General features: G+C 62.3%; 24 protein-coding genes. 11 read left to right on the forward strand and 13 right to left on the reverse strand.

What is annotated here, in order from left to right; genetic code table 11:
- The first annotated feature begins 21 nt into the window (after nucleotides 1-21).
- Together trpS and yhjD are read left to right on the forward strand one after the other, a co-directional pair.
- The gene (trpS, locus tag ASU23_RS26435; protein WP_003941025.1) at nucleotides 22-1,056 is read left to right on the forward strand and encodes a tryptophan--tRNA ligase; all 1,035 of its coding nucleotides are present in this window, start codon (nucleotides 22-24) and stop codon (nucleotides 1,054-1,056) included.
- 51 nt (nucleotides 1,057-1,107) lie between these two features.
- Nucleotides 1,108-2,142: an inner membrane protein YhjD gene (yhjD, locus tag ASU23_RS26440; RefSeq protein WP_042449663.1), complete on the forward strand. Its 1,035-nt coding sequence runs from the start codon at nucleotides 1,108-1,110 to the stop codon at nucleotides 2,140-2,142.
- On the opposite strand, the gene ASU23_RS26445 is transcribed toward yhjD, so the two are convergent.
- Complete coding sequence (locus ASU23_RS26445; RefSeq protein ID WP_058039118.1) at nucleotides 2,139-3,449, reverse strand: D-alanyl-D-alanine carboxypeptidase family protein; 1,311 nt, start codon at nucleotides 3,447-3,449, stop codon at nucleotides 2,139-2,141. The genes yhjD and ASU23_RS26445 overlap by 4 nt on opposite strands.
- 198 nt (nucleotides 3,450-3,647) lie before the next feature.
- On the opposite strand from ASU23_RS26445, the gene ASU23_RS26450 reads away from it, so the two are divergent.
- Complete coding sequence (locus tag ASU23_RS26450) at nucleotides 3,648-4,220, forward strand: dihydrofolate reductase family protein (protein ID WP_003940686.1); 573 nt, start codon at nucleotides 3,648-3,650, stop codon at nucleotides 4,218-4,220.
- A 62-nt stretch (nucleotides 4,221-4,282) separates the two neighbouring features.
- On the opposite strand, the gene ASU23_RS26455 is transcribed toward ASU23_RS26450, so the two are convergent.
- The 8 genes from ASU23_RS26455 to iolC are packed head-to-tail and all read right to left on the reverse strand — an operon-like array spanning nucleotide 4,283 to nucleotide 13,485.
- The gene (locus ASU23_RS26455; protein WP_058039051.1) at nucleotides 4,283-5,788 is read right to left on the reverse strand and encodes a CoA-acylating methylmalonate-semialdehyde dehydrogenase; all 1,506 of its coding nucleotides are present in this window, start codon (nucleotides 5,786-5,788) and stop codon (nucleotides 4,283-4,285) included.
- Nucleotides 5,789-5,812: 24 nt separating this feature from the next.
- Complete coding sequence (locus tag ASU23_RS26460; protein ID WP_054188146.1) at nucleotides 5,813-6,697, reverse strand: sugar phosphate isomerase/epimerase family protein; 885 nt, start codon at nucleotides 6,695-6,697, stop codon at nucleotides 5,813-5,815.
- Nucleotides 6,698-6,699: 2 nt separating this feature from the next.
- The gene (locus tag ASU23_RS26465; RefSeq protein ID WP_058039052.1) at nucleotides 6,700-7,740 is read right to left on the reverse strand and encodes a Gfo/Idh/MocA family protein; all 1,041 of its coding nucleotides are present in this window, start codon (nucleotides 7,738-7,740) and stop codon (nucleotides 6,700-6,702) included.
- A 26-nt stretch (nucleotides 7,741-7,766) separates the two neighbouring features.
- Complete coding sequence (locus ASU23_RS26470) at nucleotides 7,767-8,672, reverse strand: sugar phosphate isomerase/epimerase (RefSeq protein ID WP_007727370.1); 906 nt, start codon at nucleotides 8,670-8,672, stop codon at nucleotides 7,767-7,769.
- A gap of 52 nt (nucleotides 8,673-8,724) precedes the next feature.
- Nucleotides 8,725-10,680, reverse strand: a complete 1,956-nt coding sequence (gene iolD / locus ASU23_RS26475; RefSeq protein ID WP_058039119.1) for a 3D-(3,5/4)-trihydroxycyclohexane-1,2-dione acylhydrolase (decyclizing) — start codon at nucleotides 10,678-10,680, stop codon at nucleotides 8,725-8,727.
- 14 nt (nucleotides 10,681-10,694) lie between these two features.
- A complete protein-coding gene (gene iolB / locus ASU23_RS26480; RefSeq protein WP_047271780.1) occupies nucleotides 10,695-11,567 on the reverse strand; it encodes a 5-deoxy-glucuronate isomerase in 873 nt (290 codons plus the stop codon).
- A 21-nt stretch (nucleotides 11,568-11,588) separates the two neighbouring features.
- Nucleotides 11,589-12,488, reverse strand: a complete 900-nt coding sequence (locus tag ASU23_RS26485) for a hypothetical protein (protein WP_021332504.1) — start codon at nucleotides 12,486-12,488, stop codon at nucleotides 11,589-11,591.
- The gene (gene iolC, locus ASU23_RS26490; protein ID WP_172827101.1) at nucleotides 12,481-13,485 is read right to left on the reverse strand and encodes a 5-dehydro-2-deoxygluconokinase; all 1,005 of its coding nucleotides are present in this window, start codon (nucleotides 13,483-13,485) and stop codon (nucleotides 12,481-12,483) included. The genes ASU23_RS26485 and iolC overlap by 8 nt, the downstream gene beginning before the upstream one ends.
- A 199-nt stretch (nucleotides 13,486-13,684) precedes the next feature.
- Here iolC and ASU23_RS26495 point away from each other — a divergent pair, with 199 nt between their 5' ends.
- The 5 genes from ASU23_RS26495 (at nucleotide 13,685) to ASU23_RS26515 (ending at nucleotide 19,132) form a co-directional block, all read left to right on the forward strand.
- On the forward strand, nucleotides 13,685-14,422 hold the full coding sequence (locus tag ASU23_RS26495) for a GntR family transcriptional regulator (protein ID WP_058039053.1): 738 nt from the start codon (nucleotides 13,685-13,687) through the stop codon (nucleotides 14,420-14,422).
- Between the two features lie 106 nt (nucleotides 14,423-14,528).
- On the forward strand, nucleotides 14,529-15,677 hold the full coding sequence (locus ASU23_RS26500) for a Gfo/Idh/MocA family protein (protein WP_058039054.1): 1,149 nt from the start codon (nucleotides 14,529-14,531) through the stop codon (nucleotides 15,675-15,677).
- Nucleotides 15,678-15,707: 30 nt separating this feature from the next.
- On the forward strand, nucleotides 15,708-17,090 hold the full coding sequence (locus ASU23_RS26505) for an MFS transporter (RefSeq protein WP_081305327.1): 1,383 nt from the start codon (nucleotides 15,708-15,710) through the stop codon (nucleotides 17,088-17,090).
- Nucleotides 17,091-17,211: 121 nt separating this feature from the next.
- Nucleotides 17,212-18,648, forward strand: a complete 1,437-nt coding sequence (gene iri, locus ASU23_RS26510; RefSeq protein ID WP_058039055.1) for a rifampin monooxygenase Iri — start codon at nucleotides 17,212-17,214, stop codon at nucleotides 18,646-18,648.
- 58 nt (nucleotides 18,649-18,706) lie between these two features.
- On the forward strand, nucleotides 18,707-19,132 hold the full coding sequence (locus ASU23_RS26515; RefSeq protein ID WP_231915039.1) for a hypothetical protein: 426 nt from the start codon (nucleotides 18,707-18,709) through the stop codon (nucleotides 19,130-19,132).
- 39 nt (nucleotides 19,133-19,171) lie between these two features.
- Here ASU23_RS26515 and ASU23_RS34980 read toward each other — a convergent pair whose 3' ends face one another.
- The 4 genes from ASU23_RS34980 to ASU23_RS26535 form a co-directional block, all read right to left on the reverse strand.
- Complete coding sequence (locus ASU23_RS34980) at nucleotides 19,172-19,369, reverse strand: hypothetical protein (protein ID WP_253741498.1); 198 nt, start codon at nucleotides 19,367-19,369, stop codon at nucleotides 19,172-19,174.
- A gap of 183 nt (nucleotides 19,370-19,552) precedes the next feature.
- Complete coding sequence (locus ASU23_RS26525) at nucleotides 19,553-20,737, reverse strand: phytanoyl-CoA dioxygenase family protein (RefSeq protein ID WP_058039057.1); 1,185 nt, start codon at nucleotides 20,735-20,737, stop codon at nucleotides 19,553-19,555.
- A gap of 173 nt (nucleotides 20,738-20,910) precedes the next feature.
- Nucleotides 20,911-21,687 (reverse strand): TIM barrel protein, encoded by a 777-nt coding sequence (locus ASU23_RS26530; RefSeq protein WP_080726629.1) that lies wholly within the window; start codon nucleotides 21,685-21,687, stop codon nucleotides 20,911-20,913.
- A complete protein-coding gene (locus ASU23_RS26535) occupies nucleotides 21,684-22,709 on the reverse strand; it encodes a Gfo/Idh/MocA family oxidoreductase (RefSeq protein WP_007727343.1) in 1,026 nt (341 codons plus the stop codon). The genes ASU23_RS26530 and ASU23_RS26535 overlap by 4 nt, the downstream gene beginning before the upstream one ends.
- 116 nt (nucleotides 22,710-22,825) lie before the next feature.
- Between ASU23_RS26535 and ASU23_RS26540 the strand changes: the two genes are divergently transcribed.
- The 3 genes from ASU23_RS26540 to ASU23_RS26550 all read left to right on the forward strand — a co-directional run bounded on the left by ASU23_RS26540 (nucleotide 22,826) and on the right by ASU23_RS26550 (nucleotide 26,111).
- Nucleotides 22,826-23,827: a LacI family DNA-binding transcriptional regulator gene (locus ASU23_RS26540; protein WP_058039058.1), complete on the forward strand. Its 1,002-nt coding sequence runs from the start codon at nucleotides 22,826-22,828 to the stop codon at nucleotides 23,825-23,827.
- Nucleotides 23,828-23,987: 160 nt separating this feature from the next.
- Nucleotides 23,988-24,989 (forward strand): substrate-binding domain-containing protein, encoded by a 1,002-nt coding sequence (locus tag ASU23_RS26545; protein WP_007727338.1) that lies wholly within the window; start codon nucleotides 23,988-23,990, stop codon nucleotides 24,987-24,989.
- A gap of 63 nt (nucleotides 24,990-25,052) precedes the next feature.
- The gene (locus tag ASU23_RS26550; RefSeq protein WP_003940759.1) at nucleotides 25,053-26,111 is read left to right on the forward strand and encodes an ABC transporter permease; all 1,059 of its coding nucleotides are present in this window, start codon (nucleotides 25,053-25,055) and stop codon (nucleotides 26,109-26,111) included.
- Nucleotide 26,112 lies beyond the last annotated feature (1 nt).

The raw sequence follows: 26,112 nt of genomic DNA on the forward strand, positions 1-26,112 counted from the left end.
ACTCGTGAAAAGATCGGAACCATGTCGACCCCTGCAGAACAGAAGCCCACCGCAAAGCCTCGCGTGCTTTCCGGAATCCAGCCGACGTCGGATTCTTTCCACCTCGGCAACTACCTGGGTGCGCTGCAGCAGTGGGTTCCGTTGCAGGACGATTTCGACGCTTTCTACTTCATTCCGGATCTTCACGCCATCACGGTGACGCAGGACCCGAAGGAATTGCGTCGTCGCACCAAGGTTGCGGTGGCTCAGCTCCTTGCGGTGGGGATCGATCCGGATCGGGCGACGCTGTTCGTACAGAGTCAGGTTCCCGAGCACGCACAGTTGGCGTGGGTCCTGAACTGCATCACCGGTTTCGGTGAAGCCAGCCGTATGACGCAGTTCAAGGACAAGTCCGCCAAGCAGGGCAGCGACAACGCCAGTGTCGGTTTGTTCACGTATCCGGTTCTGATGGCCGCGGACATCCTTCTGTACCGCCCGCAGCGCGTCCCCGTGGGTGAGGATCAGCGTCAGCACCTCGAACTCGCACGCGATCTGGCCGGCCGGTTCAACACCCGCTACGGCAAGGCGTTCGTCGTTCCCGAGCCGCAGATCATCAAGGGCACGGCAAAGATCTACGACCTGCAGGATCCGACCGCCAAGATGAGCAAGTCCGCCGCCAGTGCGGCCGGACTGATCAATCTGCTCGACGATCCGAAGGTGTCGGCAAAAAAGATCAAGTCGGCCGTCACCGACAACGAGCGCGAGATTCGTTTCGACCCGCAGGCCAAGCCGGGCGTCAGCAACCTGCTCACCATTCAGTCGGCTCTCTCGGGAGTACCGATCGAGACTCTGGTGGCCGGTTACGAGGGCAAGGGGTACGGCGACCTCAAGACCGATACCGCTGACGTGCTGACCGAGTTCGTCACCCCACTCAAGGCGAAGGTCGACGGTTACCTTGCCGACGAGGCAGAGCTGGATCGCATCATCGCGGCCGGAGCGCACCGCGCCCGTGAGGTGTCTTCACGCACTCTCGCCGCTGTCTATGACAAGGTCGGATTCCTGGCACCGAAGGGCTGACTTACGCGAATTCGGACTCACGACGCCTGACCGAACATGAGGGGGACGGCAATGGCTGACACGGACGACGACGCACCGAGCTTTCTCGAGAAGCAACGGGCAGCGCGACCCTGGCTCGATCATCTGGTTCGCGCGGCCGGACGGTTTCAAGAGCAAAAAGGCGACTATTACGCTGCTGGTATCACGTACTTCAGCGTTCTCGCGTTGATTCCGATCATGATGGTCGCGTTTGCAGTGGCCGGTTTCGTATTGGCCGGGCATCCCGAGTACCTGGAGTCGATTCAGGAGCAGATCACCAAGAGCATTCCGGGCAGCTTGGGTGACACCATCAACACGCTGATCGATTCGGCCATCGACTCGCGCGCGAGCGTCGGAATCTTCGGCCTCCTGGGTGCTGCGTACGCGGGTCTCGGTTGGATGGCAAATGTTCGCGACGCGCTGACGGCGATGTGGGAGAGCAAGCGCGAGCCGAAGGGGTTCGTACGTACCAAACTTGGTGACGCAGGGGCCCTCGTCGGTCTGGCTCTCGCCATGGTCGTCTCACTGGGAATGTCGGCGCTGAGCAGTGGGCCGGTTGCGACTCAGATCGTGAAATGGCTCAACCTCGAGAACATCACCGGTGTCGGCGTGGGGCTCAGAGTTGCTTCACTGTTGCTCTCACTCCTGGCGACGTGGGCGGTGTTCCTGTGGGTGATCGCCCGGCTGCCGCGCGAGCCTGTCACGCTGCGTAGCGCTGCGCAGGCAGCGGTTATCGCCGCGATTGTGTTCGAGATCTTCAAGCAGGTGGGTGCGATCTACCTCGCTGCCGTCACCAACGGACCAGCGGGCGTGGCATTCGGTCCGATCATCGGTTTGCTCGTGTTCGTGTTCACGGCGTCACGGATGCTGCTGTTCTGCACGGCGTGGGCGGCGACGACCAAGGAAAGTATGGCCCTGGCGTTCGTTCCGCCGCCGGATCCCGCAGTGATCTCGCCGCGAATCGTTGTCAGTGACGGTGCTTCACCGTCTCGCGTGGCTGCGCTGATCGCCACGGGTGCGGTTGCCGGCCTGGGTCTTTCGGGCTTCATGCGTCGTCGGCCGCGCTAGCGCCTCCGACGGTTGAGGGCAACGGCTCCCGCCACCAGCGCGATCACCACTACTCCACCGACAGCACCGATGAGTATGCGGTCAGTGGTGTCGGATTCGGCGTCGGTAGCGGTGGGTGCTGCCGAGATCGAGCCTGGTGCAGCGGCAGACGGTGTGCGAGTGACATCGGGCGAGGCATCGTCGGTGGATCGGTCCGTCAACGAGCCGACGGTTGTGCTCGCGGGGAGTGCATATCCGTAGTCGAGTAGACGGGCAGCTTGTTCCCACGGACGGATCGGCTTGGCTTCGCCGCCCATCAATGTCACCAGTAGTTTCCGGCCGTTACGCTCCGCGCCACCCACATACGTGTGGCGGGCGTCGTCGGTGAAGCCGGTCTTGCCGCCCAATGCGCCGTCGTAGTTGTAGAGCAGTTGATTGTCGTTGGCGAGAGTGAATCCGGGGCGGTCCTGATCGTCGGGAATCGTCGGATCTTTGGGGAAGCCGGGAAATTCGACGGTCTCGGTATGGATCAGACCGGCAAACGTCGGATTCTGCAGGGCGGTATGGAAAATCACGGCCAGGTCGTACGGCGAGCTGCTCATCCCCGGGCCGTCGAGTCCGGATGGAGTTGCCGTGCGGGTGTCGAGGGCGCCGAGTTCGGCCGCGAGCGCGTTCATTTTCGACACGGCTGCAGCGTCACCGCCGAGTTGGCGGGCAAGAGCGTGCGCGGCATCATTTCCCGATGCCATGACCAGGCCCTGCATCAGTTGCCGGTTGGTGTACTTGCCGCCCTTGCCGATGCCGACAGCGCTACCTTCAGCGTCCGCGTCTTCGGCCGTTGCGGTGATTTCGGTGTCGAGATCGAGTTCGTCGAGCGCGACAAGAGCCAAGAGCATCTTGATGGTGCTGGCCGGTCGGTAGCGACCGTGCGGATCTTTCGCGGCGAGGACCTCACCGGTTTCGGCGTCCGCGAGTACCCATCCGGATGCCGCGATATCCGCCGGGAGCGGGGGAGCGCCGTCAGGGAGTACAACACCGCACTCGCCGAGCTTGTCTCCACCGACAGGGCTTTCCGGAATCGGGACAGCAGTCGGGGCCGTAGATCCGGGCGCGGGTGCTTCGGAGAGATCGATCGCCGGTGCCGGGCTACTCGTGAAAGGGCAGCTGTCGGTGTTGGGTGTTGTGAACGGCGCTTCGGTGGTGGTGGTGGGCGGCGGGGCCGGTTGGGCGCCGGCCACTCCCGAGGTCCCTACGACACCGGTAAACGCAATGCTCCCTGAGAGCACTGTTCCGGCTACTGCCACTGCACACTTTCGACGCCACATCATCGATATACGAGGGTATGCGAACGTGAGGGAACGTCCGAATCGCCACGCAAGCAGAGGGATCGAAAACAGGCGATTCGGTTTGTACATCGGTCATAGTGGACGATCGCCGCCGATGAGTTCCACCACCACGCAGAGTCTGTAACAGTGGGGTAGTCGGCTACTCGAATGGCGCACACGCACTGACGACAGGGGATCGGTATGGGCAAGATCGTGGTGACAGAATTCGTGTCCTTGGACATGGTGATGGAAGCTCCCGGTGGCGAACCGGGTTATGCGCACACTGGATGGGTCTTTCCGTACCAGGAGGGCGATCAGATGAAGTTCAAACTCGACGAAACCCTCGCCGCGGACGTCCTTCTGCTCGGGCGGCGGACCTACGAGAGCTTCGCCGGTGCCTGGCCCGAGCGCGAGGACGACCAAGGCTTTGCGGACAAGATGAACGAGATGCCCAAGTACGTCGTCACGAGTTCGACCGAACCGCTCGAATGGAACAACTCGACGGCGCTCGACGGTCCCATCGAGGAATCTGTCCCGAAGCTCAAGGAGCAGATCGACGGCGAGATCTTGGTCGCGGGAAGTCGGACGCTCGTCCACGCGTTGTTGCTGGCCGGTCTGGTCGACGAGCTTCGTCTGATGGTCTTCCCGGTCATTCTCGGGTCCGGCGGGAGAGTGTTCCCCGAATCGGCCGACAAGATCGTCCTCGAGTTGAAGGACGATCGTCGGTACGAATCCGGAGTTCAGGTACTGACGTACCACCCCACGGTCACGTAGACCTCTCGAAAACATCTGTGGCCGAGCCTCTTCGAGAGTCTCGGCCACAGATGTCTTGTCGGCTAACTGTTCTCGGGGAAGCCGAGGTTGATGCCGCCGTGGCTGGGGTCGAGCCAGCGACTGGTGACGGCTTTACCTCGCGTGAAGAAATGAACACCTTCTGTCCCGTGAGCGTGGGTGTCACCGAAGAGGCTGTTCTTCCAGCCGCCGAAGCTGTAGTAGGCCATGGGAACCGGGATGGGGACGTTGATGCCGATCATGCCGACCTCCACCTCGTTCTGGAAGCGTCGGGCAGCGCCGCCGTCGTTGGTGAAGATGGCGGTGCCGTTTCCGTACGGGTTGTTGTTGATCAGTTCGAGGGCTTGGTCGTAGGTATCGACACGCACGACGGAGAGGACAGGCCCGAAGATTTCGTCGGTGTAGATCGACATGTCGGTGGTGACGTAATCGATGAGGGTGGGCCCGAGCCAGAAGCCGTCCGGTCCACCATCGGCCTGAACTGTGCGTCCGTCGACCACGATCGTGGCACCGTCCTTCTCCCCGGCATCGACATAGGACGCGACCTTGTCGCGATGGGCCTTGGTGACGAGCGGACCCATGTCGGAGTTCTTGGTGCCGTCACCGGTGACGAGGGGAGTCGTGCGTTCGACGATCTTGGCAACCAGTTCGTCGGCGATGTCGCCGACTGCGACCAGGGCGGAGATCGCCATGCATCGTTCACCCGCGGAGCCGAATCCCGCGTTGACCATTGCGTCGGCGGCGAGGTCGAGGTCGGCGTCCGGCAGAACGATGGCGTGGTTCTTGGCGCCGCCGAGTGCTTGCACGCGTTTGCCGTTGGCGGTGCCGGTGGCATAGACGTACTGGGCGATGGGGGTGGATCCGACAAACGAAATCGCTTTGACTGCTTTGTTTTCCAGAAGTTCGTCGACGGCGAGCTTGTCACCTTGGAGGACGTTGAAGACGCCGGGGGGCAGACCGGCTTCGGCCCAGAGTTCGGCGAGCCAGATCGCCGCGGTGGGGTCCTTCTCCGAGGGCTTGAGAATCACGGTGTTCCCGGCGGCGATGGCGACCGGGAAGAACCACATGGGGACCATCGCGGGAAAGTTGAAGGGCGAGATGATGCCGACGGGGCCGAGGGGTTGGCGGATGGAGTAGACGTCGACCTTGGTCGATGCATTCTCGGTGTATCCGCCCTTGAGGAGATGCGGTATTCCGCAAGCGAATTCGACAACTTCCTGCCCGCGGCTGATTTCGCCGAGGGCGTCGGAGAGAACCTTGCCGTGCTCGGCTGTGATGATCTCGGCGAGTTCACCTTTGCGAGCATTGAGGAGTTCGCGGAAGCTGAACAGTACCTGTGTGCGCCGGGCCAGTGAGGTGTCACGCCAGGCGGGGAAGGCCGCCGCAGCCGCGTCGATGACAGCGCGGGCGTCCTCGAGGTTCGCCAGGGCCAGTCGGCCGGTGATCTGTCCGGTGGCGGGGTTGGTGACGGTGGCGGTGTCCTCGGACGTTCCGGCGAACGGCTTGCCGTCCAACCAGTGCGCGATGACACGAGTATCAGTGCTGGTCATGGTATTTCCTAGTGGTCTGGTGACTCAGGAGTTCGGGGAGGTGTACTTGGCGACGTAGTCGTTCATCGTCTCGCGCTGGTACCGGGAAACCTCGTGCGCGTTTTCGTTCTCGGCGAAGACGCTCGACACCATCACGGTGTTCTCACGTTCGTAGAAGCCGAGTTTGCCGAGACCGCCGAAGAATTCGTCCCAGTTGACGTCTCCGTCACCGATTTTGAGATGCTGATGCACTCGAACGGCATTGCCTGGCGGATTGGTGATGTAGCGCAGTCCGTGGGAACGGTGATGATCCATGGTGTCCGCCACGTGAACGAGTCGGACCATGTCGCCGGCGGCCTCCATGATGGCGGGAAGGTCCCCACCCATGTGGAATTGGTGGCACGCCACGATCACCATGCCGAGGTTCTTGGAGTTCACACCACGGATCGTGCGGATCGCGGCTAGTCCGTCTTCGACAAAATCGTCCGGGTGGGGGTCGATCAGGACGTCGATTCCCTCGCGTTCGATGATCGGAACCAGTTCCTCCATCGAACGATAGAACGCACGCTCGGACTCTTCGGCCTTTTCGGGGCGGCCGGAGAATTCGGTGTTCATGACGTTGACACCGAGATCGACCGTGATCTGGATGGCCCGCTTCCAGTAGCGCACGGCTGCTTCGCGAGCGTCCTCGTCCGGGCCGGACCACCGAAGGACCGGAAGCACCGACGCGATGCCGACTCCCGCACTCGCGCAGGCCTTCCGGAACTCGGTGACGAGCGCGTCGTCGGCTTTCGGGTGATTGAAGAACGGGATCATGTCGACGTGCGGTGTGAGCTGCAGGTACTCGTACCCGAGATCGGCAACAACCTGAGGTAGCTCGAGTAGTGAGTAATCGTGATGGAAAGGTGTGGGGTCGAGTGCGACCTTCATCGCTAAGCTCCGGCCACAGAGTCGCGCGCAACCATGTCCACGGCGACGCGCTGACCCGTCTCCAGAGACATCACACCGGCGGCGCAGACAGCGGCCGCGGCGTACCCGTCCCAGGCACCTGGTCCGTCGATGTAGTTGCCGGTGCCGGCGCCCGTCTTCACTGCCTTGATCCACCGGGCGAACTCGGTGTCGTATGCCTGCCCGAAGCGTTCGCGGAATCCTGGGGTGATCTGCCCACCCCAGTTGCCGGGCTTGGTCTTTCGGATCAGTCCCACGTCGAGTCCGATCATCGCGCTTCCGAGTTCGCCGACAACTTCGGTGCGCACCTCGTAGGCAACTCCGGTGGTGACAAACACCTCGGCGTCGACGTGTCTACCGGACTCGGTCTCGAATATCGCGATCTGTGGGTCTTGAATGCCCTCGGGAGCAAGCGAATTCGCGGCCGGTCGGATGATCTGCACCGAGGTGATCTCTTCGTCGAGCAGGAATCGTGTCACGTCGACCTCGTGGACGAGTGAGTCCTTGACGATCATCGCGCTGTCGAAGCCGTTCGGAACCGCAGGATTGCGGTGAGCGCAGTGCACAACGAGAGGGCGACCGAGATCGCCGCTGTCGATCAAATCCTTGAGCTGGGTGTATTCGTGGTCGAACCGGCGCATGAAACCAACCTGGATCAGTCTTTTTCCCAGCGCTGCTTCGGCTTTGACGATCGTGAGCGAACTGTCCGCGTCGGTGGTCAGCGGCTTTTCGCAGAGAACAGGCTTGCCCGCTTCGAGGCAGGCAAGAACCTGCTTCTCATGGGTCGGGCCCGGGGTTGCGAGAACAACGGCGTCGACGTCCTCGGCTGCGATGGCATCGAACGGATCGACGACGACGCGCGCCCCTGGCGTCAGTGCTGCGATTTCCTCGGCGCGGGCGAGAGAGTAGTCGTTGACGACGGTGACGCGGGCACCGCCGATTTTGTTGGTGATGCGGTCGACGTGATCGGCCCCCATGATGCCGACGCCGAGCACTGCGATCCGGAGATCCTGGTTGTCAGACATGCGGTGGTACTCCTCGATTGTGTTGCTCAGTTGAAACGGACGGCGGGGACGCCACAGGTGGACAGGTATTTCTGAGTGCGCGCTGCGATGGGCAGCGGTGTGTCGGGATGGCAGGGATACATGTCCTGCTCGACGATCGCGAACACGTCGATGCCGAGCTTCTCGATGGCCTCCAGAAGCGGCGGCATGTCGGGGATTCCGCGCGGCGGTTCGATCATGGCACCGAGTTTGACGGCCTCACCGAACGGCAGGTCCTCCGCCTCAACCTTGGCGACTATCGCCGGATCCACCTGTTTGAGGTGTAGGTACCCGATGCGCTCCGGATGTTTGTTGATAATTGCGAGATTGTCGCCGCCGCAGTAGCTGATGTGGCCGGTGTCGAGACACAGATTCACGAAACGCTCGTCGGTCCCTTCGAGGAACTTGTAGACGTTGTCTTCGATGTCGACGTGACTGTCGGCATGAGGATGGTACTGCGCCATGACGCCGTACTCCTCGAGCATTGCCTTCCCGAGAGCGTTCATGCCGTCGGTTTTCTTACGCCACTGCTCGGGCGTCAGATTGCGGTCTTCGAGTACCGCTCCGGTGGAAGGGTCGCGCCACATCTCAGGGATGACCACCACGTGCTTGCCGCCGACGGCTGCGGTCAACTTGGCGACGTCCTTGATCTGATTCCAGACGGCATCCCAGGAATCGTCCTGGTGCAGGTGTTCGAAAACGGTACCGGCCGAAAGCTTCAGGCCGCGGGCGCCGAGTTCGTCCGTCAACTTGGCTGGATCGGTCGGAAGGTATCCGAACGGGCCGAGTTCGATCCATTCGTATCCCGACGCGGATACCTCGTCGAGGAATCGTGTGTAAGGGGTCTGCTGTGGATCGTCCGGAAACCACACGCCCCAGGAGTCGGGGGCTGATCCGACGCGAATCGCGCTCATGTCTAGATTCCTTTCGCAGGCAAGCTTTATGGGGTGTGGTTGTGCGGAATTTTCATTCGGATGGACGGAGGTACGGTCGCTGGATCTTCTTCCAGGACTCGTACGTTGTCCGTGCTTTCTTGGTGGACTCCAGTTCGGAGGTGGCCGATACCGGTACATCCCACCAGGATTCGCTGTCCGGGGCGCCGATCAGCGGATCGGTTTCGACGTGGATGACGGTGCTGGTGTCGCTTGCTTTGGCAACCTTGATCGCGTCGGCGAACTCGGCAGTGGTGTTGGCGCGGATGACGTCGACACCGAGGCTGGCGGCGTTCGCGGCCAGATCGACCGGGAGAACCCCTCCGTCGAGACGTCCGTCATTCGAGCGGTAGCGGTACTGCGTGCCGAAGCGCTGGGAACCCAGCGACTCGGACAGTGAACCGATGGAGGCAAATCCGTGATTCTGCACCAGGATGACGATGACCTTGAGGCGTTCCTGTACGGCGGTGACCAATTCGGTGGCCATCATCAGATAGGAACCGTCGCCGACCATCACGAACACGTCGCGATCGGGGCACGCCATGCGGACGCCTAGACCGCCGGCAACTTCGTATCCCATGCACGAGTACCCGTATTCGACGTGATACCCCTTGGAATCACGGGTTCGCCACAGCTTGTGGAGGTCACCTGGCATGGACCCGGCAGCGCACACCACGACGTCACGTGGATCGGACAGTGTGTTGACCAGGCCGATCACCTGATTCTGATTCAGTGACCCGTCGGCAGCGGGTTCGGCTGGGTTGTAGACGGATTCGACGATCGCATCCCAATCGCGAGCGAGGTCACCGATCCTGGACGCGTATTCCTCGTCCACCCGGTAGTCGTTCAGTGCAAGTGCCAGCGCGTCGAGTGCCTCACGTGCGTCGGCGACAACGCTGACTCCGCCCTGCTTCACGGAGTCCAGTGATGCGACGTTGATGTTGACGAAGCGAACGTCGGGATTGGTGAACGCGGTGCGGGACGCGCTCGTGAAATCGCTGTACCGCGTACCGATTCCGATGACGACGTCAGCCTCGGTGGCCAGTGCGTTTGCAGCCGTAGTGCCGGTGGACCCCACCGCCCCGACGGATTGTGGATGGTCGTAGACCAATGAACCCTTGCCGGCCTGGCTCTGCCCCACGGGGATTCCGGTTTGCGCACAGAACGCTGATAGAGAGTCGCTGGCCTGGCTGTAGATCACGCCGCCGCCGGCGACGATCAGTGGCTTGCGAGCCGAGCGGATGATCGCGGCGGCGCGTTCGATCACCGATCGTTCGGGGAGCGGGCGGGCCACGTGCCAGACTCGCTCGGCGAAGAAGGACTCGGGCCAGTCGAAAGCCTCGGCCTGCACGTCCTGCGGGATGGCGATGGTGACTGCGCCGGTCTCGACGGGATCAGTGAGAACGCGCATCCCGGCGAGCAGAGCGCTCGGCAACTGCTCCGGGCGCCATACCCGATCGAAGTATCGTGAGACCGGTTTGAAAGCGTCGTTGACTGTGACGTCGCCGCTCGACGGGAGTTCGAGTTCCTGCAAGACGGGGGCACTGGCGCGGGTCGCGAAAGTGTCTGCGGGAAGGAGTAATACAGGTAGACGGTTGATGGTGGCCAGTGCCGCGCCGGTGATCATATTGGTGGCACCGGGGCCTACGCTGGACGAGACCGCCCACGTCTGCAGGCGGTCCTTCATGCGGGCGTGCGCGACAGCCGAGTGCACCATCGCCTGTTCATTGCGGCCGAGCACGTAGGGGAGTGTCGGCTCACGGCCGGCGTCGAGATCCTGGATCTCGGCCTGCAAGAGTGCCTGCCCCAACCCGGCGACGTTCCCGTGCCCGAAGATTCCGAAGCAGCCGGCAAACAGCTTGGTGCGCTGGCCGTCGCGTTCGGTGTACTGGTTGGCGAGGAAGCGGACAACAGCTTGAGAAACGGTGAGGTGAACGGTCGGCTCGTCGCGAGGTAGACGATTGCCGGTTGCGTTGTTGGTGGGTGCCACAGCTTTCACTTCCGTCAGTTGTGGGACTGCAACGGCAGTCGAGGGTCGATGTCCTGGTGATCCCAGCTTCCACGTAGCCAGGTGTGTTGCGGATCGTCACAGATGTTCCACGCCCGGATCTCGCCCGAACCTGCCATGACATTGAGGTAGTACATGTGGTGGCCCGGCGCTGCGATGGACGGGCCGTGATAGCCGTGCGGCACGAGGACGACGTCGCCCGAGCGGACTTCCTCGAGCACCTCGATAGGTCTCTCGGCGGTTCCGTACACGCGGTGGTAGCCGAAACCTTCGGTCCCGGTGGGGCTTCTGTCGATCTCGAAGTAGTAGATCTCTTCCAGGGCCGATTCGACGTCGCTGTTCTCGTCGTGTTTGTGGCTGGGATACGACGACCAGTTCCCGCCGGGGGTGATGACCTCACACGCGATGATGGAGTCGGCCTCGAAGGTGTCTGCAGTGGCGAAGTTGTGAACCTGTCGGCTGCAGTTCCCGGCGCCGCGGAGCTCGACCGCAACTCCTGAAGCCGGACCGTAGCGATGGGGGAGCTTGGCGCCGGCGCGCGCTCCGCACAGGGCGAAGCGGCCTCCGCCCGTGCTGCTGACCGAGTAGTCGGCGTCGCGACCGACGTACGCGAAATCGCTCGGGCCGTCGAAAACCGATGCGCGGCCAGTGAGGGGAATCTCCGTCCCCTCGGCAACAACCACGGCCGAACCCGCAAGTGGAACGACGATGATTTCGTTCTCGCCGGACCGCAGGTGGACGTTCGCGCCCGGGGCGAGTTCGAGTATCCACAAGCTGGATTCGGTCCACCCGGCAGACTCCGGCGTGACCACTGTCGTGAAATCACCGTCGGCGGACGATCCGGCGGGGACGTAGTACTTGCTGAACATCTTGCTCCTGCCAGGTCGGTTCTAGTGGACGAGCTTGACTGCGGTGTCGACGGCCGCGGTCACGTCGCCGTCGGGTGGGTATAGCAGCGCGCGTCCGACGATCAGTCCGCGCACGGACGGCAGCTGAAGTGCAGCGTCCCACTTTGCGTACGTTTCTTCCGGCGCGATCTGCGGATCTCCCCCCAGGAGGAGCGTCGGGAGGGTGGTCGCATCCATGACGCGTTCCATCTCGTCGACGACCGGCAGTTTCATCCACGTGTACGCCGAGGTGGAGCCGAGACCTTGGGAGATGTGGATGGACTTGATGACGGCGTCGGGGCTGAGATCGTTGACGACCTTGCCGTTCACGCGGCTGGAGAGAAACGGCTCGAGCATCGCGATCAGTCCGGCCGCGGCCAGTTCGTCCACGGCTTCGGCACATGCCGTCATGGTGGGCAGTGTGCCCGCGTCGTCGAGTGCGATGCGTAGCAGCATCTTTCCGCCGTTCATTCCGAACTTCGCGGTGCCCGCCGCGGTGTATCCCGTCATGCGGTCGTCGAGTTCGAAGCTCGCGCCTGCCAGGCCGCCGCGGTTCATCGACGAGAAGACGACCTTGTCGTCGAGGGCGCCGAGGAGGAGCAGATCGTCGAGAATGTCCGCGGTGCCGAGAACGCCGTCGACTCCGGGATTGTCGAGCGCAGTGCGTAATCTGTCGAGCAGATCTGTACGACTGTTCATCGCTGTCGGCTTGCCACCGACAGACAGTGCCCCACGGGCCGGGTGATCGGCAGCGACGATCATCAGTCGACCATTGCCTCGAACAGTGGCGCGAGGAGTTCGCGCTGCCCAGGCCTTTTCGATGATCTGCGGATCGCTCGCACGCAGTTCCGTCACTTCGGCGTAGGTGGTGGCGAGGGGGCGGGCGGCGAGCTTGTCAGACATTGACTGCCTCCGTGGCTGTGGCTTCGGCGAGATCGTGGACTTCTTCGGCGGTCGGCATCGCAGTGGAGCATTCGAGCCGAGATGCGACTATCGCGCCGGCCGCGTTGGCGTACCGCAGTACCTTCTCCAGCGGCCACCCGGCCAACAGTCCGTGGCACAGTGATCCGCCGAAGCTGTCGCCTGCTCCCAGCCCGTTGACCACGTCGACGGCGTTGGGCGGCACGGTGATCGACTGCTTTCGCGTTTTGCCGAGTACGCCCTTCGGGCCCTGCTTCACGATGGCCAGTTCGACGCCGAGGTCGAGAAGCGCGTCGGCGGCCTTGTTCGGATTGGTCTCACCGACCGCGATCTCGCACTCTTCGCGGTTTCCGACGGCTACTGTCACGTGCGCCAGAGCGCGCTGCACCTGATTGGTTGCTTCTCGGGGCGTCGACCAGAACATCGGGCGGTAGTCCAGATCGAGGACCGTCAGCGGGCGTCGTTCGCGGGCTTCCCAGGCCGCGAAGTGTGCACTGCGACTCGGTTCTTCGGACAGCCCCGTCACAGTCGACCAGTAGAGGGACGCTGTTCGAACGGCGTCGAGGTCGATGTCTTCCGGGGTGATCCGAAGATCGGGCGCATGCGGCTTGCGGTAGAAGTACAGCGGAAAGTCGTCAGGAGGGAAGATCTCGCAGAACGTCACCGGTGTCGGGTACTCGGAATTGGTGACGACAAACCTGTTGTCGACGCCCAGACGTGCCAACTCGCGTGTGACGAACTTCCCGAAAGGATCGCTGCCTACGCCGGAGATCAGTGCTGCTCGCCGGCCGAGGCGTGCAGCCGCCACCGAGACATTGGCTGCGCTGCCGCCGAGGAACTTGCCGAACGTCTCGACGTCCTCGAGTCCGACACCGGTCTGAAGTGGGTAGATGTCCACACCCGATCGGCCGATGGCAAGCACGTCGAAGGGTGCGTCAGGGATGTGTGACCCGCTCTGGTGAGTGTTGATGCTTGTCAAAACTGACTCCCGAGAGTTCGTGGTGGGTTGCCCACGCAGGGCACCGATGTATGACTGAAACTGTGCGCCGCGACACAGCGATTGTCAATAGTTTGTCTGGACATTATGACTTGCGGTCAAGTGAATGTTAGTGTTCGCATACACTGCCGAGAGAAGTAGCGTCGATACGGCGCCTTCCCAAGACAGATCGGAGTTGGCCGTGGTCGCAGCACTCGCCGTCGAGTTGGACCGCTCGAGCCCGGTGCCGCTGTATTTTCAGCTGGCACAGGCAATCGAGGGCGCTATTCTCGGTGGCGAACTTGCCCCAGGTGATCGCTTCGAGAACGAACTGGCGTTGGCCAAACGGCTCAATCTCTCACGTCCGACCACTCGACGCGCGATCCAGGAACTGGTGGACAAGGGACTACTTGTTCGTAAGCGGGGAGTCGGAACTCAGGTGGTGCAAAGTCCGGTGCACCGCCCGGTCGAGCTCACCAGCCTGTTCGACGACCTTGCGAGGGCCGGCCAGGCGCCGACGACCAAGCTGCTCGAGTTCACGGTGGGAGTTCCCGCCGAAGACGTTGCCGCGGAACTCAACCTCGAACCTGACGCCGAAGTGGCCACCATCAGGCGTCTGCGAAGCACCAACGGCGAACCGCTTGCCGTGATGACCAACTACATTCCGGTGGACATCGCACCCGATCCCGAGGAGTTGGAGACGCAGGGGCTGTACCAAACCTTGCGAACTCGCGGCGTTCACATCCGTGTGGCGCGGCAGCGAATCGGCGCTCGGGCGGCGACTCGCGAAGAAGCAGGATTGCTCGACGAGAAAGTGGGTGCTGCCCTCTTGACCATGAGCCGCACTGCATTTGACGATTCAGGTAGCGCCATCGAGTACGGCAGCCACTGCTACCGAGCGTCGCGTTACTACTTCGACACCACCGTGGTCGACCGCTAGATCTCGATCCCGGTGACACGAGTACCCGCCTGACCGAGTCAGTGGGGGTGATTTGTGATCCCAGCATTTCTGCGATCCTTCGATCATTTGACCCGAACGGAGCCTCATGACAGGCATTTCAGTAGCAGTTGCCGGATTCGGATGGATGGGCCGCGTCCACACGCAGGCGTATCTGCGTCTGCGGCAACACTATCCCCAGCTTCCCGTGATCCGCCTGGCCGCCGTCGCCGACGAGGTGCCTGGCAGAGGGGAGGAAGCAGCGGACCAATTCGGTTTCGAAGCTTTCACCCAGGATTGGCGCGATATCGCAGCCGATCCGGCCATCGACGCGGTGAGCATCACGGCCCCGAACTTCTTGCACCGTGAAATCGGCGTCGCAATGGCAGAAGCCGGCAAACACATCTGGATCGAGAAGCCCGTCGGCTTGTCCACGGAAGACGCCAAAGCTGTTGCCGCAGCAGTCTCGAAGGCCGGTGTGCAGTCGACCGTCGGCTTCAACTACCGAAACGCGCCGGCTGTGGCCCTGGCAAAAAGCCTGATCGACTCAGGGGAGTTGGGCACGATCACGCACTCGCGTTTTCGTTTCCTCAGCGACTATGCGGCCCACCCTGAAGGTGCTTTGAGTTGGCGATACGAGCGTGAACGCGGCGGCGCCGGCGTCCTGGGCGACTTGGCCTCGCACGGCATCGATCTGATTCGTCATCTTCTCGGTGACGTCGACGCTCTCGTTGCGGATACTGCGATCTTCATCCCGGAGCGTGCGCGTCCGTCCGCCGCTACCAGTGGACATGCGCGGGCCAGCGGTGGGGAGATGGGGGCTGTCGAGAACGAAGACTTCGTCAGCGCACTGCTGCGCCTCGGCTCGGGTGGCCGGTGCACCCTCGAAGCATGCCGCGTCGCCGTGGGAGAGCAGAACAATTACGGATTCGAGGTTCACGGCACGAAGGGTGCCGTGTTCTGGGACTACCGCCGGATGGGTGAACTGGGCACCAGCCTGGGCTCGAAGTATCAGGACCAATCCGTCACGACGGTTCTGGTCGGCCCCGAGTCCGGTGAGTTCGGCCGCTTCCAGCCTGGCGCGGCCAACGCGATGGGCTACGACGACCTGAAAGTGATCGAGGCTCGCAATTTCATCGCCTCGATCGTGGACGGAGCGCCGCAGGGCGCGACCATCGCTGATGCAGTCGCGTCCGCACAGGCCCTGGACGCGATGGTCGCCTCGGTGACCTCCGGCAGCTGGATTTCTCTCGGCTGATCCACAGCTCCTCCGAAAGGCTCTGGTGCAGTGACATTTCCCCGCGGACTGGCGCTGCTCGTGGCAGCAGCGCTGTTCATGGAGATGCTGGACGCGACGATTCTCGCAACGGCACTGCCGTCGATCGCCCAATCTTTCGGAGTTGATGCCGTCGACGTCAATGTCGCCGTTTCTTCGTACCTCCTGGTGTTGGCCGTCCTGATCCCGGCGAGCGGATGGATGGCCGACAGATTCGGAACGCGACGTGTCTTCATCTCTGCCATAGCCGTTTTCACGGTGGCGTCGGTGGGATGTGCACTGAGCACCTCCCTCCCGATGCTGGTGGGAATGCGTGCTTTACAAGGGGTAGGCGGCGCCATGATGGTGCCGGTGGGGCGGCTCGCAGTATTGCGGGTGACGTCGAAGGCGGAACTCGTACGGGCTATCGCCTACTTGACGTGGCCGGCGCTCACAGCGCCGGTTCTTGCGCCCGCTGTGGGTGGAGCCATCGTGTCGATCGCTTCGTGGCGCTGGATCTTTCTGATCAACGTTCCGATCGGGATCGTCGGGTTTCTGCTGGCATTGCGCATGGTGCCCGACATTCGGGAGGCGCAGAAACGGAGCCTCGACTGGCTGGGATTGGTGGTGATCGGAGCAGGCGTCGCAGTGCTTGTCGTGGCGCTCGACAACGTGCACAGTGCCGGAACCGACTGGCTACGAGTGGGCCTCGGGATCGTTGCGGCTCTGATCTTGTTGAGCTTGGCCGTCATTCACCTCGTCCGGTCGGATCATCCGCTCATCGCGCTCGGCGTCCTCCGACTTCGATCGTTTCGGCTCGTCGCGTCGAGCGGCTCGCTGTACCGGCTCGTGATCATGGGCGTGCCGTTTGTGCTGCCGTTGTTGTTCCAAGTGGGATTCGAAATGTCGGCGTTCAAGGCCGGTCTGCTGGTGATGGCCCTGTTCGCGGGGAATATCGCGATCAAACCGCTCACCACTCCGCTCATGCGCAGATTCGGGATCAGACTAGTTCTGGTGGGAAACGGAGTTCTGTCGGTGGTGTGCTTCGGTGCGCTGGTACTGATCTCGTCGACGACACCGGACGTCGTAATCGCTGTCGCACTGTTTGTCAGTGGCGCGTTGCGATCCATCGGGTTCACCGCGTACAACAGCTTGGCGTTCGCCGACGTCGACTCGGGTGAGCTGACCGATGCCAATACTCTGCATGCAACGCTGCAAGAGTTGGCGTCCGGTCTGGGTATTGCACTGTCCGCTTTGGTGATCACGCTCTGTACACCGTTGGCGGAGTCGGAGGATCTGAGCGGCGGAGTGCCGTTTTCTCTGACGCTGGGTGTTCTCGGGGCCATGCTGGTGCCGACGGTGATCGAGAGTTGGCGGCTCCCACGCGATACGGGTGCTGTGGTGTTGGTGCGCTGATGAAGCGTCTTCCGCCACCTTCATCATAACGCGGGACCCGGGGCTTGCGGCAAGGCCCCGGTGATGGTGCACACTCGTCTGCTGCGAGCAAGCAAAAGCCTTGCCCGAAGGAGGGGATCGCATGAGTGACGTCATCATTGTCGGTGCTGGACCAACTGGATTGATGCTGGCAGGTGAGCTCCGGCTGCAGGGCGTCGATGTCGTCGTCGTGGACAAGGACGAGGAGCCGACTCAGTTCGTCCGTGCCCTCGGCATCCATGTGCGCAGCATCGAAATCATGGAGCAGCGCGGGTTGCTGGACAAGTTCCTCGCGCACGGCCGCAAGTATCCGCTCGGTGGATTCTTCGCGGGGATCAGCAAACCGGCACCGGCGCACCTCGATACTGCGCACGGGTACGTACTGGGCATTCCTCAGCCCGAGATCGACAGGATTCTTGCCGAACATGCCACCGAAGTCGGTGCGGACATTCAGCGAGGGAAGCGCGTCGTCGCGATCCGTCAAGATACCGATAGCGTCACAGCGGAATTGTCCGTCGGCACAACACTTCACGCGCGTTATCTCGTGGGCTGCGACGGCGGCCGCAGCACTGTTCGGAAGCTGATCGACGTCGGGTTTCCCGGCGAGCCGTCGAGCGCCGACACGCTGATCGGCGAAATGGACGTGACCATGCCGGCTGATGAACTGGCCGCCGTTGTCGCCGAAATCCGGGAAACGCACAAACGATTCGGAGTCGGTCCCGCCGGTAACGGCGCTTTTCGTGTCGTGGTCCCTGCGGCCGAAGTTGCCGACGGTCGCGCAACACCGACCACCCTCGACGACATCAAACAACAGCTACTGGCCATTGCGGGTACCGACTTCGGTGTGCACTCGCCGCGGTGGCTCTCGCGCTTCGGCGACGCCACCCGTCTAGCGGAGCACTACCGGCGCGACCGGGTGTTCCTCGCCGGCGATGCCGCACACATCCACCCACCGATGGGCGGTCAAGGTCTCAATCTCGGTGTGCAAGATGCCTTCAACCTCGGCTGGAAGCTCGCCGCCGAGATCAACGGCTGGGCACCGGACGTCCTGCTCGACACGTACGAATCGGAACGGCGTCCGGTGGCTGCCGACGTTCTCGACAACACGCGCGCGCAGGCGGAGCTGATCTCCACCGCTGCCGGTCCACAAGCCGTGCGGCGCTTGATCTCCGAGCTGATGGAATTCGAAGACGTCAAGCGCTATCTGACCGAGAAGATCACTGCGATCTCGATTCGCTACGATTTCGGCGAAGGCGACGACCTACTCGGTCGGCGGCTGCGGAACATCGCGTTGACCCGCGGCAACCTGTACGACCTGATGCGATCCGGCCGCGGACTTCTTCTCGACCAGGGTAGCCAACTGGCGGTAGATGGTTGGAGCGATCGAGTCGACCACGTAGTCGACACCAGCACCGAATTGGACTCACCGGCTGTCCTGCTTCGACCGGACGGTCACGTGGCATGGGTGGGGGATTCGCAGGCGGAGTTGGATACTCAGCTGTCCACGTGGTTCGGCCGGCCGGCGACGGGCCCCGTGTGACTCTTCGGATTCGGCAACCGAGCACCGTGGCGACTCGGACGCACTACCGTTGACGACTATGAGGCGAAGGTCAGCACAGGTTGCGGCTGCGGCAGCGGGCTCTGTGGGAGCGCTGATGCTGACAAGCTGCACGACCAATGTCGATGTGCCGAAAACCTTTGCCGCCACGATAACGGTGACCGGTCAGGCAGAGCAGGCCGAGACGGTCTCTGGAGAGTGCGTGATCGACATGATTCGTGTTGCTCCGAACGACCAGATTCAGATTTTCGGGGGCAGCGGCGCTGCATCCACAAGGTCGGCACTCGAGGTCGAGGCAATCGATCAACTTCCCGACGGAATGAGCACCTGCTCCTACTCCGCACATTTTGATGCCGTCCCCGCAAACCAGAGAAACTATGAGGTGAGCTTGGGCCACTTCTCTCCGGAGTCCTTCAGCTCAGATGAGTTGGAGAACGGTGTCACCTATCAACTTCGCCGGCCCTGACTGAACCAGTTCTCCCTCGCGTTGTATCCGGTCCGACTTTCACTGAGCTCGCTTGGTGGTCCCGTCGCCTCCGCGCTGTCGAGCCTTACCGGGGTTGATGTGGAGCCGAACACCCTCGTAGGCGACTGTGTACGGCACATCGTCGTCGTTGTCCGGGTCGCCGGAGTCCGCAGGATCCGGAAGTTCCGCGATCTGTTCGATGACAGTCTGTGCTCGCGCCGCACCGGGATCGAACATCTCCTGAAACGGCCCGACGAACGACCCCCCCCAAGCCCGCGGCGCCTTGCCCGAACAGCCGCCCACCCGAACACCGCCAACGGGCCGATCATGGCGAACAGCACTAACAAGTCCCACCCCATGCCACGAGCGTACCGACTGACCGGCATTGGGCGGTCCAAGTCTCGTCAGCGCTGTCGTCCCTCAGGCCATTCGTCTCTCGGACTGTGCCTTCAGCAACTCGGCCAGAAGGTCAGGCGAGATCCGCTCGCGAACCGCCTCCATCACTAGTTCGGCCTGCGTCTGAGGCGCGAGGCCGTCGATCGGTTGGTCTCGGTCCAGATTGGTCGGGAAGGCGTAGCCCTCAGCGGAAGCGGCGACGGCACAGCGAACGGACTCGTCGGAACCTGCTTCGCTGAGGGCGAGCAGTGCCGGATAGATCGCGTTGACGAGCGCGTCCCGGTCAATGGTTCCGAGGGCGCGACCGAAGGCTGACGACACCTGAAGAAGATTTGCCATGCGCAGGACGTCGGCAGATTTGTTGTGGCCGGCGGCGTGGAACAGTGCAGGGTTGAAGAAGACGGCATCTCCCTTCTCCAAAGGTAATTGGACGTAATTGGCCTCGAAGAACTCCTTGAACTCGGGACGCTCGAACGCGAGGTATCCGGATTCGAATTGTTGGGAGTACGGCAGATATTTCGTCGGGCCCGTCTCGACCGGCATGTCCACATGGGCGACTGCACCTTGCAAGGTGAGGGCGGGGGTCAAGCGATGAACGTGCGCTCGGAACTTCGCAGCGACGTCGCTCGACATGAAACCGAGGTGGTAGTCGCGATGTGGATTCTGTGCGGCGCCACCGGGATTGACGACGTTGACGTCCGACGTCACCTGATACATGGGGCCGAGCCAGGCTTCCGAAGCCAAAGCGACAATGCTGTTTGCGTAGTAGTCGACGTAAGCCTTGGGATCTTCGAGCGCCAACTTCAGTTGTGCTCCCCAGATCCGGTCATTGGCTCCGGGTTTGGCGAAGTGATCTCCGGACACCGCGCCGGCTTCGTGTTGGCGCGCAATGAGTTCACGGAAGACCGCACTGGCGCGATCCAATACCTCCGCGTCGAACGCGCCTTGGAAGACCGTGATGCCTGGACCGGTGAGTAACGCGCGGGCGATCTCGTCCTGAATCTCCGCCCGGATTTTAGGATTCGACAATTTGTCGACCAGAGCATCCGAGCGGTAGAGAAGAACGCCGTCGGCCACCGAATGGGCGTACGGGTAATCGACGGGGTCTGTCTCGTGTGCGACCAGAGCGGCGAAGTCTTCGATGTTGCAATCTTCTCGGTGCAACCTACCCGCGAACGGCACGGTGTGGTCGGTCAGTGCTGGAGTCATTCGGGGGCCTTCCTGCGGAGTTCACGATGTGCTGTGACTCAAAGACTGCCAAGGAAAAGCCATCGAAACTACCCCTGAAATCCATCAAAAAGACCTCAGGAGGCGCTCCCCGTGGACTCGACCGGTGACGGAAAATCTGCGCGCTACGACGGGATCACGTTCCTGGGTGAGAGTTAGAGAGTGAAGGCGTTCCGGAAAGCAGTGAGTGCGGTGTCACTGTCTCCGGATGCCCAGCCCTCCAATCCGATCGTGCCGGTGTAACCCTGCTCGGCGAGAACGCGTGCGATGGCTGGGTAGTTGATCTCGCCGGTTCCGGGTTCGCATCGGCCGGGTACGTCGGCCACCTGAATCTCCCCGATGTTGTCACCACAACGCCGCACGAGTTCGATGAGGTTTCCTTCGCCGATCTGTGCGTGGTAGAGGTCGAGCATCATCTTGAGATTGGGGTGTGAGACGGATTCCACCAGTGCCAGAGTGTCTTTGGCTCGGGCCATCGGTACGCCAGGGTGATCGACGATCGTATTGAGATTCTCGAGGCAGAAGACGACTCCGGCGTCTTCACCCAGTCGCGCGATCTTCTCGAGAGCGCGTTGGGCCGTCAGCCACATCGCTCCCGTAGTTCGATACTGCGGGCGCGCGGCCTGTCCGTCGATCAGCTCGCCGGTATGGAAGTTCAGCCGAGGAACGCCGAGTTTCGCTGCCGGCGTGAGGCATAGCGCCGCTGTACGTACGAGTTCGGCGCTGCCCGCTTCGTCGAACAAATCGCCGTGAAGATAGCCGGTCATCGAGGAGAACCGAGCCCCGGTGGCGACCAGGGCATCGAGGTCCTTGTCTTGCCAACTCCAGATCTCGGCTGCGAACCCCGCCTCCGAGATCCGCCGAATGCGTTCGACGACAGGGAGTTCGGTGAACGTCATCTCGGCAGAGACCGCCAAATCGAAGGGGCTCACTGCGGCACCGACAGCAGCGATACGGGCAGTCCGGTTTCCACGGATTCTTTTGCAGCCAGTGCGATTTCCAGGGCGTTGCGAGCATCGAGACCGTCGACCGACGGCGCGCTGCCGGAGCGGATGCAGTCTGCGAAGTGCGCCAGCTGGGCAACATAGGCGTCGTGAAACAGTTCGATGTTCACCCGAGGTGTGTCGGCCCGAACGCCCGGTGAGCTGTAATGACGCATCGCGGTCCGCGTGACCTCGCCTGCACTCACCATTCCACCGGAACCGAAAACCTCGCCGCGAACGTCGTAACCGTAGGTGGCCTGGAAGTTGGCCTCGGCCGACGCGAAGGCGCCGTTGTCGAACCGCAACTGAACCATCGACGTATCGAGGTACCCCTGCTCCTTGTACTGCGGATGGACGAGAGCATCGGCCTGCGCGAACACCTCGACGACGCGTGCCCCCGGGTTGAGCCAGAGCAGGGCGTCGAAGTCGTGAATCAGTGTCTCGTTGAAGATGGTCCACGGCTTGACTCGAGAGGCGACGTCGGCGGTGATTCCCGGATCGCGAGTCAGAGAGCGAAGTAGCTGCGGTGTCCCGATCCCACCGGAGGTGATCACGTCGTGTGCCGCGGCGAAGTCGGCGGCGAAGCGCCGGTTGAAACCGACCTGCAGCGCAACATTGTTCGCGGCGCATGCGCCGATTGCGCGATCGGCGTCCTCGAGCGTCAATGCCATCGGCTTTTCGCAGAAGACATGCTTGCCTGCCTCCGCTGCTGCTACCACGAGATCGGTGTGAGTTGATGCGGGCGTACTGATGAGCACCGCTTCGACGGTCGGATCGGCAATCAGCTCAAGGGCGTCGGTGTACGCGCGGGCGTCGGGACTGACACGTTCGATCAACGACGCCGCAGCGCCGGGCGCAGGATCGGCGACGGCGACGAGACGGGTGCCGGGGATACGCAGCGCGACGGACTCGCCGTGGAAACGGCCGATCCATCCAGCGCCGATCAGACCGACTGCAACAGAGGCAGACATGGGGGCTCCGTTCGGAGTGAGGATGAGGAACTAGATCGTTCTAGTCCATGCCAGTAAAGCGCTGGTTGCCTCGTGCGTCAACGTTTCGGCGTGTATTCGCTGGAACGATCTAGTCTGTGGAGGTGAACAGTCGACGCCCCACCTTGCAAGACGTAGCAGACCTGGCCGGTGTGTCACGCGCACTGGTGTCCATCGTCATTCGCGATGTCCCGGGTGCCAGCGATGCGACGCGGGTACGGGTCAAGGCGGCCGCGGACGAACTCGGCTATCGACCCGACAACGCGGCGCGACTGCTGCGCCAGCATCGCAGCCGCCTGATCGGTGTCAGTTATGTTGCCGCGCAAACCTTTCACGCGGAGCTGCTCGACGAGATCTACGACGCAGCCGAACGCTTGCGCTACGACGTCGTTCTCAGTGCCGTCTCGGACCGCAGGCCTGGCTCGCGCGCCGTGCGCACCCTGCTCGACGACCGATGCGAGGCGATCTTGCTGTTGGGTTCGCAGGCGCCGGAATCGGAGATCGTCGACCTGGCGGCCAAGGTTCCCGTCGTCGTGCTCGCCCGGAAGATGCCCTCAGTACATGTGGACGTTGTCCGCACGGACGACGAGGCGGGCGCCGTGATGGCCGTGAATCATCTCGTCGGACTCGGGCACCGCTCGATTGTCCATGTCGACGGCGGACGCGGTCCGGGCGCCCAGGAGAGGCGTCAGGGCTACCGGAAGGCCATGCGGGCGGCCGGACTGGAATCGCGGATACTTCCCGGCGGCCTCACGGAGGAGTTCGGCGCGGACGCCGCGCGGTCGATGGTCGAACAAGGGATTCCCGGTGCGGTCTTCGCTTTCAACGATCGTTGCGCGCTAGGAGTCCTGGACGTCTTCTTGCGTGCGGGAGTCTCGGTGCCCGGCGACGTCTCCGTGATCGGATTCGACAACAGTGCATTGGCAGGTTTGGCGCACATCGATCTGACCAGTGTCGGGCAGGACACGGCGTTTCTGGGTGGCGCCGCGGTGGAGCGAATCTCCGAACGTCTCGACGCCGGAAGTGGACTCTTGGGCAGGGACATAGTCGCGCAACCACAACTTGTAGTTCGAGGTTCAACTGGACTCGTAGGGCGTTGACCTGGCGTTTCGACCTAAACTAGGTTGTCCGGTCTTTGATAAGCAGTCCTAATGTCAGAACAAACTATTGACATTCGACTGTGACGGGTATTACATCTTTCACATACAACCGAGCACCATCCGTTCGCGGGCCGTTGGTTGATGTCGAGAGGGAGTTCACATGTCGTTTCTCACGGGACGCAAGAGCGTTGCCGTACTGGCCGGAGCCTCAGTCGTGGTCTTGGGTCTGGCCGCCTGTTCCAGCACCGGCGGTAAGCCGGATTCTTCCGGATCCGGAATGGGCGCGGGTACGGCGGACACGCCCCGCGCCACCATTGCGATGATCACCCATGAAGTTCCCGGTGACACGTTCTGGGATCTGGTGCGCAAGGGCGCCGAAACCGCAGCGGCCAAGGACAACATCGAACTTCGGTACTCCGCCGATCCCGAGGCACCGAACCAGGCCAACTTGGTTCAGAGTGCGATCGACAGCAAGGTCGACGGGATCGCCGTCACGCTCGCGAAGCCCGACGCCATGGTTGCAGCGGTCCAAAGTGCCACCGCCGCGGGCATTCCGGTGGTCGCCCTCAACTCGGGCCTCGAAACCTGGAAGGACATGGGCGTCAAGGAGTACTTCGGTCAGGACGAGTCGATTGCCGGTGAAGCTGCCGGCGAGCGACTCAACACCGAAGGTGCCACCAAGGTGCTGTGCGTGATTCAGGAGCAGGGCAACGTGAGCCTCGAATCACGGTGCGCCGGTGTGAAGAAGTCGTTCAAGGGAACGACGGAGATTCTCAACGTCAACGGCAAGGACATGCCGTCGGTGGAGTCGACCATCACCGCGAAACTTCAACAGGACCCGGCAATCGATCGAGTTCTCGCGCTCGGTGCGCCGTTCGCATTGACGTCCGTGACGTCGGTCGGCAATGCGGGCAGCAAGGCGAAGGTCGTCACCTTCGACACCAACGCGGCGCTCGTCGACGCTATCAAATCCGGTGACGTGCAGTGGGCAGTGGACCAGCAACCCTTCCTGCAGGGCTACCTCGCCATCGATTCGCTGTGGCTTTACCTCAACAACGGCAACGTGATCGGTGGTGGCTTGCCCACCCTGACCGGACCCGCGTTCATCGACAACACCAACATCGACTCGGTCGCCGAGTACGCCAAGAACGGAACTCGCTGATCCGGGCGCACGGAGGGCTGAGAGTCCGCCCTCCGTGCGCCTGTCCAGCACGGAAGGGAAATCATGTCCACTCAGGCAGATCTCGACCTTGCCGCCCATAAAGTCGTGACCGATGAACGGGTGAAGGAGCAAAAGCGCATTCAGCGTCTGCTGCTCCGCCCGGAGATGGGTTCACTTGTCGGCGCCATCGCCATCTTCATCTTCTTCTGTATCGTCGCGGCACCGTTCCGTACGCCGGAAGCGCTTGCGACAGTGCTCTACTCCAGCTCCACGATCGGCATCATGGCTTGCGCGGTCGCCCTGCTCATGATCGGCGGCGAGTTCGACCTCTCCGCCGGCGTCGCAGTCACCACGTCCTCGCTCGCCGCGTCGATGATCGCCTACAACCTGCACCTCAACCTGTGGGTGGGCGCGATTCTGGCGCTGGTCGTCTCGCTCGCCGTCGGATTCTTCAACGGCTACCTCGTCATGAAGACGAAAATTCCCAGCTTCCTCATCACCTTGAGTTCTTTCCTGATGTTGACCGGTATCAACCTGGCCGTCACCAAGCTCGTGAGTGGTCAGGTGGCCACACCCAGCGTCTCCGACATGGCTGGATTCGATTCCGCCAAAAAGGTATTCGCGTCGTCGTTCTCGGTCTTCGGGGTGTCCGTCAAGATCACGGTCGTGTGGTGGCTGCTGTTCACCGCGATTGCAACATTTGTTTTGTTCAAGACCAAGATCGGCAACTGGATCTTCGCGGTCGGCGGCAATCAGGACAGTGCCCGCGCGATCGGTGTGCCGGTGACCGCAGTCAAGATCGGCTTGTTCATGACCGTCGGCTTTGCTGCCTGGTTCGTGGGCATGCATCTGCTGTTCTCGTTCAACACCGTTCAGTCCGGTCAGGGTGTCGGTAACGAGTTCCTGTACATCATCGCCGCAGTCATCGGCGGTTGTCTGCTCACCGGTGGTTACGGAACCGCGATCGGCGCTGCGATCGGTGCATTCATCTTCGGTATGACCAACCAGGGCATCGTCTACGCAGGCTGGAACCCGGACTGGTTCAAGTTCTTCCTCGGCGCCATGCTGCTCTTCGCGGTCATCGCCAACAACGCATTCCGCAACTACGCTGCGAAAAGGTGAC

This window comes from Rhodococcus sp. KB6 (assembly GCF_001445685.1).
In the GTDB taxonomy this organism is placed as follows: Bacteria; Actinomycetota; Actinomycetes; order Mycobacteriales; family Mycobacteriaceae; genus Rhodococcus_F; species Rhodococcus_F qingshengii.